Origin of the sequence: Thalassospira marina (assembly GCF_002844375.1) — a bacterium.
GTDB classification, from domain to species: Bacteria; Pseudomonadota; Alphaproteobacteria; order Rhodospirillales; family Thalassospiraceae; genus Thalassospira; species Thalassospira marina.
Genome location: NZ_CP024199.1, coordinates 3,278,795 through 3,292,035, shown reverse-complemented (window position 1 = coordinate 3,292,035; position 13,241 = coordinate 3,278,795). Strand labels below are relative to the sequence as shown.

The 13,241-nt window shown below is 55.0% G+C and carries 13 protein-coding genes; 8 read left to right on the top strand and 5 right to left on the bottom strand.

Annotated elements, in window-relative coordinates; translation table 11 throughout:
• Nucleotides 1-16 precede the first annotated feature (16 nt).
• Complete coding sequence (locus CSC3H3_RS14980; RefSeq protein ID WP_101285339.1) at nt 17-772, top strand: SDR family NAD(P)-dependent oxidoreductase; 756 nt, start codon at nt 17-19, stop codon at nt 770-772.
• 138 nt (nt 773-910) lie between these two features.
• Here CSC3H3_RS14980 and CSC3H3_RS14975 read toward each other — a convergent pair whose 3' ends face one another.
• Nucleotides 911-2,185, bottom strand: coding sequence for a D-tagatose-bisphosphate aldolase, class II, non-catalytic subunit (locus CSC3H3_RS14975; RefSeq protein WP_101285338.1), 1,275 nt, complete (start codon nt 2,183-2,185; stop codon nt 911-913).
• Between the two features lie 143 nt (nt 2,186-2,328).
• Between CSC3H3_RS14975 and CSC3H3_RS14970 the strand changes: the two genes are divergently transcribed.
• From CSC3H3_RS14970 to CSC3H3_RS14940, 7 genes are read left to right on the top strand one after another with little or no spacing between them, the layout of a single operon-like run.
• A complete protein-coding gene (locus CSC3H3_RS14970) occupies nt 2,329-3,108 on the top strand; it encodes a DeoR/GlpR family DNA-binding transcription regulator (protein WP_101264853.1) in 780 nt (259 codons plus the stop codon).
• Nucleotides 3,109-3,110: 2 nt separating this feature from the next.
• A complete protein-coding gene (locus tag CSC3H3_RS14965; protein ID WP_101285337.1) occupies nt 3,111-4,058 on the top strand; it encodes an N-acetylglucosamine kinase in 948 nt (315 codons plus the stop codon).
• A gap of 16 nt (nt 4,059-4,074) precedes the next feature.
• Nucleotides 4,075-5,349: an ABC transporter substrate-binding protein gene (locus tag CSC3H3_RS14960; protein ID WP_101264851.1), complete on the top strand. Its 1,275-nt coding sequence runs from the start codon at nt 4,075-4,077 to the stop codon at nt 5,347-5,349.
• Nucleotides 5,350-5,372: 23 nt separating this feature from the next.
• Nucleotides 5,373-6,278: a carbohydrate ABC transporter permease gene (locus tag CSC3H3_RS14955; RefSeq protein ID WP_101264850.1), complete on the top strand. Its 906-nt coding sequence runs from the start codon at nt 5,373-5,375 to the stop codon at nt 6,276-6,278.
• Nucleotides 6,278-7,156, top strand: coding sequence for a carbohydrate ABC transporter permease (locus CSC3H3_RS14950; protein WP_101285336.1), 879 nt, complete (start codon nt 6,278-6,280; stop codon nt 7,154-7,156). The genes CSC3H3_RS14955 and CSC3H3_RS14950 overlap by 1 nt, the downstream gene beginning before the upstream one ends.
• 33 nt (nt 7,157-7,189) lie before the next feature.
• The gene (locus tag CSC3H3_RS14945; RefSeq protein ID WP_101285335.1) at nt 7,190-8,143 is read left to right on the top strand and encodes an SIS domain-containing protein; all 954 of its coding nucleotides are present in this window, start codon (nt 7,190-7,192) and stop codon (nt 8,141-8,143) included.
• A 52-nt stretch (nt 8,144-8,195) separates the two neighbouring features.
• Nucleotides 8,196-9,272 (top strand): ABC transporter ATP-binding protein, encoded by a 1,077-nt coding sequence (locus CSC3H3_RS14940; protein WP_101285334.1) that lies wholly within the window; start codon nt 8,196-8,198, stop codon nt 9,270-9,272.
• Between the two features lie 33 nt (nt 9,273-9,305).
• Here CSC3H3_RS14940 and CSC3H3_RS14935 read toward each other — a convergent pair whose 3' ends face one another.
• The 4 genes from CSC3H3_RS14935 to CSC3H3_RS14920 form a co-directional block, all read right to left on the bottom strand.
• Nucleotides 9,306-9,920 carry a dioxygenase family protein gene (locus CSC3H3_RS14935; RefSeq protein WP_101285333.1) on the bottom strand — a complete coding sequence of 205 codons (615 nt, stop codon included), beginning with the start codon at nt 9,918-9,920 and terminating at the stop codon, nt 9,306-9,308.
• 78 nt (nt 9,921-9,998) lie between these two features.
• On the bottom strand, nt 9,999-12,188 hold the full coding sequence (locus tag CSC3H3_RS14930; RefSeq protein ID WP_101285332.1) for a xanthine dehydrogenase family protein molybdopterin-binding subunit: 2,190 nt from the start codon (nt 12,186-12,188) through the stop codon (nt 9,999-10,001).
• A gap of 2 nt (nt 12,189-12,190) precedes the next feature.
• Complete coding sequence (locus CSC3H3_RS14925; protein ID WP_101285331.1) at nt 12,191-12,643, bottom strand: (2Fe-2S)-binding protein; 453 nt, start codon at nt 12,641-12,643, stop codon at nt 12,191-12,193.
• A 31-nt stretch (nt 12,644-12,674) separates the two neighbouring features.
• A complete protein-coding gene (locus CSC3H3_RS14920; RefSeq protein ID WP_101285330.1) occupies nt 12,675-13,037 on the bottom strand; it encodes a c-type cytochrome in 363 nt (120 codons plus the stop codon).
• Nucleotides 13,038-13,241 lie beyond the last annotated feature (204 nt).

The window sequence follows — 13,241 nt, the reverse complement described above, 5'->3', positions numbered from 1 at the left end:
AAGACAGGAGAATGACATGAGCAAACCTTTAACGGGCAAGGTCGCCCTGATCACGGGCGGTTCACGCGGGCTGGGCGCGACAACAGCACTTGCCCTGGCCGAAAAGGGCGCAGACATTGCGATCAGTTATGTCGCATCCGCCCAAAAGGCCGAAGACGTCGTGAAGAAAGTGCAGGAACATGGTGTTCGTGCTGCGGCATTTCAGGCTGATCAGGGGGATACAAATGCGGCCGAACCGCTGGTGCAAAAGGTTGTCGGAACGTTTGGGAAGCTTGATATTCTGGTCAATAATGCAGCAGTCGCCTGGCAGGGTAAAACCATTGATGACCCGGAAATCGACAATGGGGCGATGGACCGGCAATGGATGATCAACACCATGGGGGTTATTGCCAATATCCGGGCTGCATCGCGGGTATTGCCCGATGGCGGGCGTATTATTTCGGTGGGTTCGGGCCTTGGAACGCGCATTGCCTTTCCGGGCACCACCGATTATGCCGCCAGCAAGGCTGCTATTGTGGGCTATAGCCGTGGTGCCGCGCGTGACCTTGGGGCGCGTAACATCACCGTCAATGTGGTGCAGGCTGGTGTGATGGATACCGATATGGCCGCTGCCGCACTGGGTAATTTGCCGCCCATCGTATTGCAAAGCCACGCGATTCCCCGCTTTGCCGAGGTTGGCGAAGTTGCTGCCGCTATCACGTTTTTGGCTGGGCCGGATGCCGCCTTTATCACTGGCACCGTGATTGACGTAAATGGTGGCTTTACCGCCTGATTGATAAAAAATGCCCCGCAATGCCGTGTTATATCCCCCAGATATGTGCGGCATTGCGGGGCAATTGCGATGAAAATGCCTGCCGGTTTTGCCCGTTTGTGGCGTGGCGTTTCACCACTTTGGCGGTTTCATCGCGGGTTAAATCCGGCGGCAGGCCTTTTCATAATCGCGAATCACCAGCCGGATCATCTCAATGATCAGGTTGTGCGCCGATGGTTTGCTTTTTTGTGCGGCATAATGCGGGTAAAGGCGGGGCAAAAACTGGCTGATCAGTGTTTCGGGCAGCGTATATTTTTCAAGGCGTGCCAGTAATCCATCCACGGCCTTGCGTGCAATTTCCGATGGCCAGTAATAGCGGATGCGATCGCTATAGGAAAAATGCCGCTGCAGGCGGCGGGCCTGGTCATCGCCGTGATAGTATTTTTCCCAATATTTGGGGTCCGCCTGCATCAATTGTTCAAGCTGTTCTTCAAGCGAGTCCTTTTCCGGGCTGTGGTCCAGAAAAGTAGCGATTTTATCAAGGCCATAAAGGGCTTCGCGCATGGCAAAGGTTACGCCGGGGCCGACTTTCAAAATCGCAAATCCATCACGAACCAGATCGGAAAGTGCGGTTTCCGGTTGGTAATCGGTGGAATGGGCCTCAAAGGCAATGCCGGGAAGCTGGCTAAGCGCTGCACTTAGGTCGGTTGCGGCTTGGGGGTCGTAATACACGACATTTTCATTGCCAAATTCCACACCGGGCTGCACCACAAGGCCAATCACGCGGGAAAATGCATCCTGTAATCCCAGTTTGGCAAAGGCTTCGTGGTGGGCCTCATATGTGGCAATAGCATCCTGCGGCGATGTCACTTCCAGATGGTCCAGTGCCTCCATCGCGCCCCCGGGAATGGGGACTTCGGTGCCGATAATGTAAACCGGTTTTTCACCGCGACAGCTTTGTTCGGCAATGCGTGCCAGCCGTGCCGAACGTTCGGCGATGATCGCATCAGGCAGGGGCACCGGGTCATCCTGGCAGGACATAGATGCATCAAGATGGATTTTGACAAACCCTGCCTGCGCATATTGCGCAATCAGGATTTCGGCTTTTTTCATTGCTTCTTCAGCAGGTTGGTCCTTCCACGGGTTGGGGCCCAAATGATCGCCCCCCAGCAGCAACTGCGCCGGATCAAACCCGGTTTTTTGCGCGATCTGTTCCACATACTGGCGAAAGTCGGACGGCGTCATGCCCGTATATCCGCCCTCCTGATTGACCTGGTTGCAGGTCGCTTCAATCAGCACCGGTGTCTGGTTTGCCTTGCCTTCAATCAATGCCGCCTCAATGACAAGCGGGTGTGAAGAACAGATTGAAGGGATCCCCGTTATCTCTCCGTCGGCACGTGATCGCAGCATTTCCAGAAATGGATTGTACGTCATCTTGCTTACTTTCGGTTGGTTTCGATCATAAAACGTCAATTACATGACGTTTTTGATTTATATTCGATCATAAAAAATCTTGACAATGATTTTTTATGATCGGATTGTGGGGTTATCAGGTTCACACGGGAGGCGGAATTTCGATGAAGGGCGATCGGCTGTCAGCCATTCGGCAATATCTTTACAATCATGGCTTCAGCCATATTCAGGACATTGCTGACGAAGTTGGCGCATCACTGGCAACGGTACGGCGTGATTTGCTGGCGCTGGAAACGCAGGGTGCCATTGTGCGCAGCCATGGTGGCGCACGCATTGCCGATGCAGTCGGGATCGAAGTTGGCTTTGAACAGCGCGAAAGTTCCAACCTGGCGGCAAAGCGCGCCATTGCCGATGCTGCCTATGAATTGCTGGTGCCCAAAAGCAGCGTTTTCCTGGATGCAGGCACGACTGTTTTGCAAATCGCCAAACGTTTGCGTCTTGATCCGATGCCGCTGTCGGTTTTCACCAACTGCGTGACCGTGGCGCAGGTTTTGATGGATGTGCCCGATATTCGCGTAACATTGATCGGCGGGCAGTTACGCCCGGAAAACGCATCAATGGTTGGCCCGATTGCTGAATTGACGTTGGAACGTTTGTGGTTTGACCAACTGTTTTTGGGGGCCGGGGCCATTGCCAATGATGGCTGCCTTTACAGCCTTGATGACCACGAAGCACGCGTAAACGAACTGATGATTGCGCGGTCGTCCAAAACGGCCCTGCTGGTGGATTCATCGAAATTTGGCAACCGTCTGACCTACCGTGTTGCCCCGGTCAGTCGGGAAATGCATGTCATTACCGACGACGCCCTGTCCGATGAATGGCGCACCCGTTTGAACGACATTGCCGCCCCCCTTACGGCTGTTGCGTTTGGGGACGCGGAATAGGGATGGAATATGTTCTCGCCCTTGATGCCGGAGGCACCAAAACACTGGCGGCCATGGCAGATGCCAGCGGGGCGGTAACCAGCCTGCGGGCCGGGCCCAGCCTTGACCCGACAGCACAGGAAAACTGGCAGGACCTGTTTTTGGAAATGGTCGCGCCAGCCCTGCAAAAACCGGGGTTAAAAGCCGCTGTGGCAGGCCTGCCCTTTCATGACGAGCTTCTTGCCCTTTCAGCCCGGCAGTCTGAACTGGCAAGCCAGGTATTGCCATGCCCCGTTCTGGTGCAAAACGATGTGCGCATTGCCTTTGATGGTGCCTTTGCCGGGGCGGCTGGTGTGCTTGTGTTATCGGGTACGGGGTCCATGGCGTGGGCCAGTTTGAATGGCACAAACGACCCGCATTACCGGATTGGCGGTTGGGGCGATGGTTTTGGTGATGAAGGTAGTGCCTTCTGGATTGGCCGCGAAAGCCTGGGCCTTGCCAGTATGGCGCTGGATGGGCGCAGCGATGCAATGCCGTTTGCCCATGCCCTGCTGGCCGAAATGGGATTGGCCGAACATCAGTTGATCGACTGGGTTTACGGCGTTGAAAACAGGCGATCATCGATTGCTGCCATTGCCCGTATAACGGCTGGGCTTGCCGACCAGGGTGTGTCGGATGCGCGCGAAATTCTTGATCGCGCCTGTGATTGCCTGGCGGCGCATGTAAGTGCCGCGCAACGCAGGCTGGATGCCGGTTCCTCCCTGCCTTGGAGCTATGCCGGCGGTGTGTTTGCCAATGCGTATGTTTTAAACGGTGTGTGTGACCGGGTTGGGTCACGACCAGTTTCCCCTGTTTTGCCACCTGTTGGGGGTGCTGTGTTGCGCGCTGCGCAACTGGCGGGCTGGAACACCGATAAGGCCTTCATCGAAGGCCTGTCCATGTCCCTGAATGAAGCTTTTCAATCAATATAATAAGGAGGCAAATATCATGAAAAGACGGACATTCCTTGCAGCACTGGCGGCTGCAACCATGCTGCAGGTTGGTGTCGCGGGTAGCGCACTGGCTGATGATGCAAAACCCCTTGAAGGGCAGGACCTTTCTGTTCTTCTGCCGCCCTGGGGAACTTTCCCCAAGGAAATGACAGATCAGTTCGAGGCCGAAACCGGTATCAATCTCAGCAGCCAGACCCTTGGCTGGGATGAAATCCATACCAAAGTCGTGACCTCCATGATCGCCAATACCGCCCCGGCCAGCGCAACCGAAGTGGACTGGTCCTGGGTTGGCCAGTTTGGCGCGGCAGGCTGGTACAGCCCGCTAAATGATGATTTTTCCGAAGACGTGATCAAGGATGTGCCGACATCGAAAATCTTTAATTTCGATGGCAAGCTTCTGGCAGTTCCTTACAATAACGACTTCCGTGTCCTGATTTACAATAAAACCCAGCTTGAAAAGGCCGGGATCAAACAGGCACCGGCCACGCCAGATGACCTTTTGAAAGCGGCAAAGGCCATCAAGGATGCCAACCTTGCCGATTACCCGATTGGTCTTCCGCTTTCGGCAACTGAAGGCACATCAACAGCATGGTATTTGCTGACCAAGGCATTTGGCGGTGATCTGTTTGACAAGGATTTCAAACCGCAATTTCTTGATCCGCAGTCTGGCGGGTACAAGGCGCTCAGCTTTGAAATCCAGGCGCTTAAGGATGGTTTGATTGATCCATCGGCAACCGGTTTGAAGGATGTTGATGTTCAGGAACTGTTTAAAAGCGGCAAGGTTTCGTTTGATATTGCGGGCTGGGCAGGCAACCTGTCTGTTTATTCCGATCCGTCAAAATCGCAGGTGGCCGATGATGTTGCCGCAGCCCTGATGCCTTCGGTTAACGGTAAAACCCGCACCATTGGTCTGCCCGAGGCAATTGGCGTACCGGTTTCGGCGGAAAACCACGATGCGGCGGTGGCCTTTATCAAATGGATGTTAAAGCCCGAAACCCAGATGAACAGCTATAACGCCTTGGGCAATCTGCCGCCGCGTTTAAGTGTTCTTAAACAGCTTGAAGAACAGGGCAAGCTTAAAGACGGCAAGGTCCTTTTGGAACAGGCCGCCAGTGTTGAACCGCTTTTTGCGGATGGAACACCGGGCTGGTATCCCGAATTTTCTTCGGCAGTTTCCACGGCGATCAATCAGGCTGCCAAAGACCAGATCAGCGTTGAAGACGCCCTCGCGCAAATTGCTGATGCAGCAGAAACGGCGTCCCAGCAGTAAGCGGACGCAAGGAACCTCCAGTAATGGCCCTAGCATTAACACGTGAAAAACCTCGCCGTTTCGGCGGCGAGGCATCCCTCGGTATTGCCTTTGTCATCCCCATGGTCGTGATAATGGGGGGGCTGGTTCTTCTGCCGCTGGTTTCGACAATGATCGACAGCGTCTATAGCGTCAGCCCGATGCGTGCCGGAACGCCGTTTGTCGGCTTTAAAAACTATATTGACCTGTTTTCCAGCACGACAGTCAACCAGTCCTGGGTGAATACCTTTTACTATGTTGTGATGGCTGTTGTCCTTGAAACGCTTGGCGGGCTTGGCACGGCGTTGCTGCTTAACAAGGTGACAATTGGTCGTCGCTGGCTGCTGGCGGCCGTGGTGCTGCCCTGGTGTTTGCCGCCTGTCGTCAATGCCGTGGTGTGGATGTGGATTTACAATCCCAGCTATGGCCTGCTGACTGGGTTTTTGCATTCCACCGGGTTACTGACCGGACCGGCGCTGTTTTTCAATGACCGCCATGTCATGCTGTTTCTGGTAACGCTTGTGCATGTCTGGCGCATGATGCCGTTAACCGCGATCATCCTGCTGGCGGCATTGCAAAGCATCCCAAAGGATCTTTATCAGGCCGCGCGCCTTGATGGTGCCAGTTCGCTCAAATGTTTTCGCCTGATCACCCTGCCGCTGATATCGGGTGGCCTTGCCATCGCGCTTAGCCAGTCTACCGTCTTTGCCTTCAATCTGTTTGACGAAGCCTGGATCCTTAATCGCGCCAGCCTCGATACCCGAACCGTCATTATCCAGGTTTATCTGGATGCCTTCCAGAACCTCAAATTCTCGCTTGGTATGGCGTTGTCGCTGCTGGCCATGCTGGCATCCCTGCTGGTGTCGCTGATTTACGTTCTCAAGGTTTACCGCGAAACGAGGTTTGACTGATGGCACACCGTAAATTTGTCTTTGCCAGTGGTAAAATTGGAACCGCGATTGCCGTGCTGGTGCTGGTTTTGTGGTCAGTCGGGCCGATCTACTGGTCGCTGGCAACCAGTTTTACCTCGCCGACCGATCTGATTTCGGCTGAACCGCATTTTTGGCCGTCCGACATGACGCTGGAACATTATGCCAAGCTGTTTGGCAGTACCAGCATGTCACAGGGCAACAAGGTTGCATCAGTCTGGCCGCAATTTTCACGCGCCATTATCAATAGTGTCGTGACGTCATTGGCTGCGACTTTCGTTACCGTGCTGATTGCGGCTTTTGCGGCTTATGCCTTTGTCCGGCTGAAATTTCCGGGCCGCAACATTCTGTTTTTTGTGGTCGTCGGCACACTGGCCATTCCGGCCTATACCGTCATGATCCCGCTTTATCGGCTGATGATCGCGATGCATCTGGTTGATACCTATGTCGGTGTCACGCTGATTTATGTGTCGGCTTTTCTGCCGCTTGCCCTGTGGCTGATGCGAAGTGTCTATCAGGCCATGCCGCTTTCGCTTGAAGAAGCAGCATGGATGGACGGGGCAGGGCGTGTTTATACGCTGGTTCGGATCATTATGCCGCTGGCAGCCCCGGGGTTGATCGCATCGGCGATTATTACATTCCTGAATGCCTGGGGGCAGTTTTTGGTGCCGCTGGTGTTTTCACCAACACTGGAAACCAAACCCCTTACCGTTCTGATCCCCGAATTTGTCAGCCGCAATTACGTGGATTACGGGCTGATCAATGCCGCGGGCATTATCGCAATCATTCCGCCGGTTCTGGTGGTGCTTTTCCTCAATCGTTTTCTGGTCAGCGGCCTGATGGCCGGCGCAACCAAATAACGATCTTTACGCTTGTACAAAAAGGATCCTGAAATGAATGTGACCGAGCGCGTCATCGTTGAGCAGTTCGCCTATTGGGAAGGTGCAATCACCGCCGATTTGCCTGCGCTAACCGAGGGCACTGTCGTTGTGGTCGGATGTGGCACATCCTATTATCTGGCACAGGCCATTGCATCGGCATTTAACATTGGCGGGCGCAATGCCCTGGCCGTTCCCGGCGGTGAATGGGCACGTCGTGCTTCGGCCTATCTCGCCAAACGCGACGATGTTTGTGTTGTTGCCCTCTCGCGCAGCGGTGAATCGACCGAAACAGTCCAGGCGGTGGATTACAGCCGTAAAAACGGCATTCGGACCATCGCGCTGACCTGTGAAAAGGGAAGCTCGATTGATGTTGCTGCCAGCGAAACCGTTTATCTGCCCACCCACGGGGAAGAAGGCGTTGTCATGACCTCGTCGGCATCGCTGATGCTGATTGCCGGTTTGCGTCTTGCCGGGGCCGATATTGCATCCTCGATCACCGAACTGGCGCAAAAGCCGTTGGCGCAATTGGGTGCGGTTGACGCTGATTTCGTTAACGGGCGCGGACATTTTGTTTATCTGGGCGCGGGTGCGCATTATGGCATTGCCGCCGAAGGTGCCCTGAAACTTCAGGAAATGAGCCTGAGCTACGCCCAGACCTTCCACCCGATGGAATATCGTCACGGGCCGATCAGCCTGATTGATGAAAACTCGCTGGTGGTGTTGCTTTACAGTGCCGATACCGCCGCCGAAGAAGCAAAACTGGCAAAAGAAATCCAGGATAAGGGCGGCAAGGTTATTGGTCTTGGCGGGCCGGGTGATATTTCGATCCCGCTTGCGGAAACCGGGCTGGCCCGTGTGATTGAAATGTTGCCTGCCTTGCAGGTATTTGGCGAACGTATTGCCCAGTTCAAGAACCTGGATACCACTGCGCCACGTCACCTGACCAAAGTTGTCGTTCTGTCTTAAGCCTTGCTGTTTTGGGGGCGGCAGGGCCGCTTCCTCTGTTCGGAGTTCTTCAATGGCCAATCTGACCACCTCTAATCTGAAAAAGAACTATGGCAACGTGGAAGTACTTCACGGCCTGGATCTGACCATCAATGACGGCGAATTTGTTTCGCTGATCGGCGAGTCCGGTTGCGGGAAATCCACCTTGTTGCGGATGATTGCCGGCCTTGAAGAAATCACCGATGGAACCGTCGCCGTGGATGGCCGCGTCATTAATGACGTGGCCCCCAAGGACCGCGACATGGCAATGGTTTTTCAGAATTATGCTCTTTATCCGCATTTGACCGTCGCGGAAAATATGGGTTTCAGCCTTAAATTGCGAAATGTGCCCAAGGCCGAAATCCGCCCGGCTGTCGAAGATGTGGCAAAAATGCTGAACCTGTCGCCCTATCTGGATCGCTTGCCAAAGGCCCTTTCAGGTGGGCAGCGCCAGCGTGTTGCCATGGGGCGTGCCATTGTCCGCCGTCCCCAGGTTTTCCTGTTTGACGAACCGCTATCAAACCTGGATGCCAAATTGCGGGTGCAGATGCGCGTTGAAATTCGCGCCCTGCAACGCCGGTTGGGCACAACAGCCATCTATGTGACGCACGACCAGATGGAAGCGATGACCATGTCTGACCGGATCGTGATTTTAAATCACGGCAAGATCGAACAGGTTGGCGCCCCGCTGGAAGTATATGATCGCCCTGCCAATATCTTCGTTGCCACCTTTATTGGTTCCCCGTCAATGAACCTGATGGATGGCATTTTGGAACGTGATGCCAGTGGCGCACTGGTGCGCACCGAAAATGCCCTGCTGCGTGTTGGCGATGCCATTGATGCCCCGGCAGGGGCCGCCGTTACGGTGGGTTTGCGCCCCGAACATTTGAAAATTGCGGCGGAAGGCACGACCGGCACCATTCCCTTTACCCTTGATCTGATCGAACCAACCGGTGCCGAAACCCATTTATACGGGCGCAATGCCGACAAACCCGTGACGGTTGCCCTGACCGAACGGTTTGACGCCCCTGCGGGGTCAAACCTGCATCTGGCCGTTTCCCCGGCCCATGTGCATGTTTTTGATAGAGAAAATGGACAGCGCCTTAACTAGGCGTCGTTCTTCAAACCCGGTAATACGGCCTGATCAGGCCAGGACAAAATTGAACAGGCCTGTTTTTTGCGGGCCTGTTTCATCCATTTTCAGCAGCAATCGGCCATCAAACTGGTAATCACGCCCATGAAGCGGATCATTGGGAAAGAAAACCTGGCTGGTTAAAACGGCCCCGCCGGGGCGCTGAACCTTGAAATGGATATGCTGGCAACGGCCGGGATAGGCCGCCGGGATAATGGTCAAAAACGCCCATTTGCCGTCATCCCCCGTTATCTGGTGCCCGCGCAGATAATAACCGTCATTGTCATATTTGCCGCGATCATCCGCCTGCCAGATTTCAATTTGCGCCTGGGATACCGGCGTGCAATCGCGGTTTAAAACATAACCACCAACCAAAAGTGCGACGCCATTATTTTTACCTTCGCGGATGTCGGATCGTTGCGGGCTGGCGGGGCTGAAGTAGGGGCCTTCGCTGGTGGAAAGGGTGATGGGCCCATCGGCGTGGCAGGCCGGTGTTGCATCTAAAAGCGGGCCTGCCAAATCGGGCGCACCGGCTGCTTTTGCTGCCTTTGCGCCCAGCCGTGGCAATGTTAGCAGGCCGGATGCAACAATCATTTTCGTTAGAATATCGCGTCGCGTGGTTTTCATCTTTTCCGGCCTGCTGGTTTGGGTTGCTCGTGCCCTGTTTGGGCGGTTTTGTTGGTTGATGCCTGGATTATCAGATGGTCAGGCTGTTTCGATGGCAAAGGGCATATGTTGCAATTTCTGCCCCGTCAGGGCGCGCACGGCATTGGCCACGGCTCCACCGGTCATGGGAATGCCAATTTCACCAGCACCCGATGGCGCCGCCCCGGAATCAATAATATTCACCGCAATTTCCGGGATGGCGTTAATGCGCATCGGCTCGTAATCATAAAAATTGTTCTGATCGATTTCACCGTTGCTAAACGTGATACGTTCGCGCATCAGCCCGGACAGCCCGAAAATGATACCACCTTCGACCTGGGCTTCGCAGTTTTTCGGGTGAATGGTAATGCCGGGATCAACCGCCGCCCAAAACTTGTGAACCTTCACAAACCCGTTTTCCGGGTCGATGGAAACTTCGGCAACGCCCGCGCCGATGGTTGCCTTGTAACCAGCAAAGGCAAGGCCGTGGGCGCGGCCTTCGGGCACTTTGCCAAATTCCGACATGCGGATCACTTCATTTAACGCCGCAAGGCCACGCGGGCTTTTTGCCAGCAGGCGACGGCGGAACGTAACCGGGTCTTTGCCAGCGGCACTGGCAAGTTCGTCAATGAAGCATTCGCGTGCATAACAATTGATGCCCCAGCCAATGCCCCGCCATGCCGAAACACGCGACTGGCGTTCCATCAGCACATTTTCCGCGATCAGGTCGGGAATATCGTAATCGCTGCTTTCCGTGCCTTCCATCACCAGAAGGTCGCGGCCTTTGGCATTTTCCCAGCGTTGCGGGGCGGCAAACTCAAAAATGGACGGGCTGGCAACCCGGTGGCGAAAGGCGCGAACATCGCCTTTGTCATCCAATAGGGCCGTCATATGGTGTGCGGTCGCCGGGCGCAGCCAGCCATTTTTAACATCATCCTCGCGTGTCCATATTAGTTTGACGGGACGTTTTATCTGGCGGGAAAGAATGATCGCATCGCTTAAAATATCGCGGGCAAAAAAGGTGCGTCGACCAAAACCGCCGCCCATTTGCATGGCATTGAAACGAATGCGGTCTGGTGTGGTGCCCAGTGTCTGGGCTGCGGCAACAATTGATAATGTCTGGCTTTGCGTTCCCAGCCAAACTTCGGCGCCTTTTTCATCTTCATCTACACTGGCAATCGCGCAAAGCGGTTCCATCTGCGCGTGATAGACATGTTCGGTGATGTAGGTTGCCGAAACCGTTTGTGCGCTGTTTTGCGCCAGAATGGCCGTTGCATCCCCCCGGCTGGACCAGGTTACGGCTTCGCGTTCAAGGTTTTCGGCTGCGGCGCGAATATCGGCCAGTTCCTGCTGGCTGTCAGCATTGCGAAACCGCGATGTTTCCGACCAGCTAACACTTACCTGCTCGCGCGCGGCCATTGCCGTTTCAAAGCTTTCGGCCAATATGGCGACACTGTTTTTAAGGGCGATGACATCCACCACACCGGGGATGGCGCGGGCATGGGTATCGTCAATATTTGCAGGTGTTTCACCTTCGACCGGTGCCAAAATTTGTGCGGCATAAACCATGCCGGGCAGGCGCACATCAATGGAATAAACCGTTTCGCCACGCGTTTTACCGGGTATATCACGCCGGTCCTGATCGGTGCCGATAATGCGCCATTCGCTGCGTGGTTTTAAATCGGCCTCGGTTGCTGCCGGGACATTTTCGGGCAGGGTTGGCAAGCTGGCGATTTCGCCATAACGCAGGCGCTGGCTGGTTGGCGCGTGAATAACCATTCCCGGCCCGGTGGTGACCTCTGCCAGTGCGACGTTCCAGTGGCTGGCGGCGGCCTGCATCAAAATGCGCCGGGCGGTGGCACCGGCCAGGCGCAGGCGGTCGTAATATCCTTCGATCGATGAACTGCCTGCTGTAAACAGGATGCCGCCTGTTTGCGGGTTGCCATAGGTTTCAAGCGGGCCTTGGTTAACCTGTTCAACCTTTACCCTGGACCAGTCGGCATCCAGTTCTTCGGCCACAATCATGGGAAGGGACGTCATAACACCCTGTCCCATCTCGGTAGAGGCAAACCGGATGGCCACGCTATCGTCGGCATGGATGGTGACCCATGCATTCACATCCTGCGTGGCGGATGCTGCCTGTGCGCTATTGCGCAAAATGCCCGCACCACCCGATGCCAGAAGGGCAATTGCCAGCGAACCGGACCCGATCAGAAAACCGCGCCGGGAAGGTTTTAAAATATCGTTCATGATCAGGACTCCGTTGCGGCGCGTTCAATGGCACGAATGATGCGTGGATAGGTCCCGCAGCGGCAGATATTGGTTTGCATCCATTCGGTAATTTCATCGCGACTGGGCGTCGGATTGTTTGCCAGAAGGGCGGCAGCCCGCATGATCTGTCCGGACTGGCAATAACCGCATTGCGGGGTCTGTTCGGCGATCCAGGCTTTTTGCAAAGGATGATCGCCTGTTTCCGAAAGGCCCTCGATGGTGGTGATTTTGGCGTCTGTTACCTCGGCCAGGGATATCTGGCAGGCAAAGGTGGCTTCGCCATCAATATGCACGGTGCAGGCCCCGCACATGCCCGCCCCGCATCCGAATTTGGTGCCGGTCAGGCCCAGATGTTCGCGTAATACCCACAAAAGCGGCGTGTCGGGTTGGGCGTCGGTTTCAAACGGCTGGCCATTAATCGTCATGCGTAACATCGAAGGCTCCTTTGGGCGGTTGCTGGCAGGTTTATTGGGCCGATAACAGATAATCCGTGATCGCTTTGCGCTGGTCGGGGTCGGAAATGCGGATATTCATGCGGGTGCCGGGCACCAGCTTTTTGGAATTTTCCACAAAGGCATCCAGGTTTGTGGCGTCCCAGCGAATGCCGGAATCGCGCAAAGCAGGCGAATAACGCACCCCTTCAAGGCTACCGGCCGGGCGACCGTTAATGTCGGCCAGGGACGGGCCAACACGGTTTTCACCAGCTTTTAGCGAATGGCAGGCGCCACAGCGCTGTTTGAAAAGACGTTCGCCATCGGCATTCTGGGCGTGGGCGGCACCAGCCAGAAAACAGATCGCCAGTAACGGGGCTGTTTTGAAAAATCGCATCAATCTTTGCCATTGGTTTACGGAAAACAGTGACAGGCGATGCAATGCTTCTGTCGCATCCAGCCGTCAGGGCAAAAGGATGCCGGACATAGATGGATAAGAAAATGCCGCTAAATCTTCTTGATATGGTAAGCACTGCTTTTTAATTGTAATAATGCGCGCCAGCGTTTTTTCGGGCATGTTGGGTCGGTTCGATAAACGGGT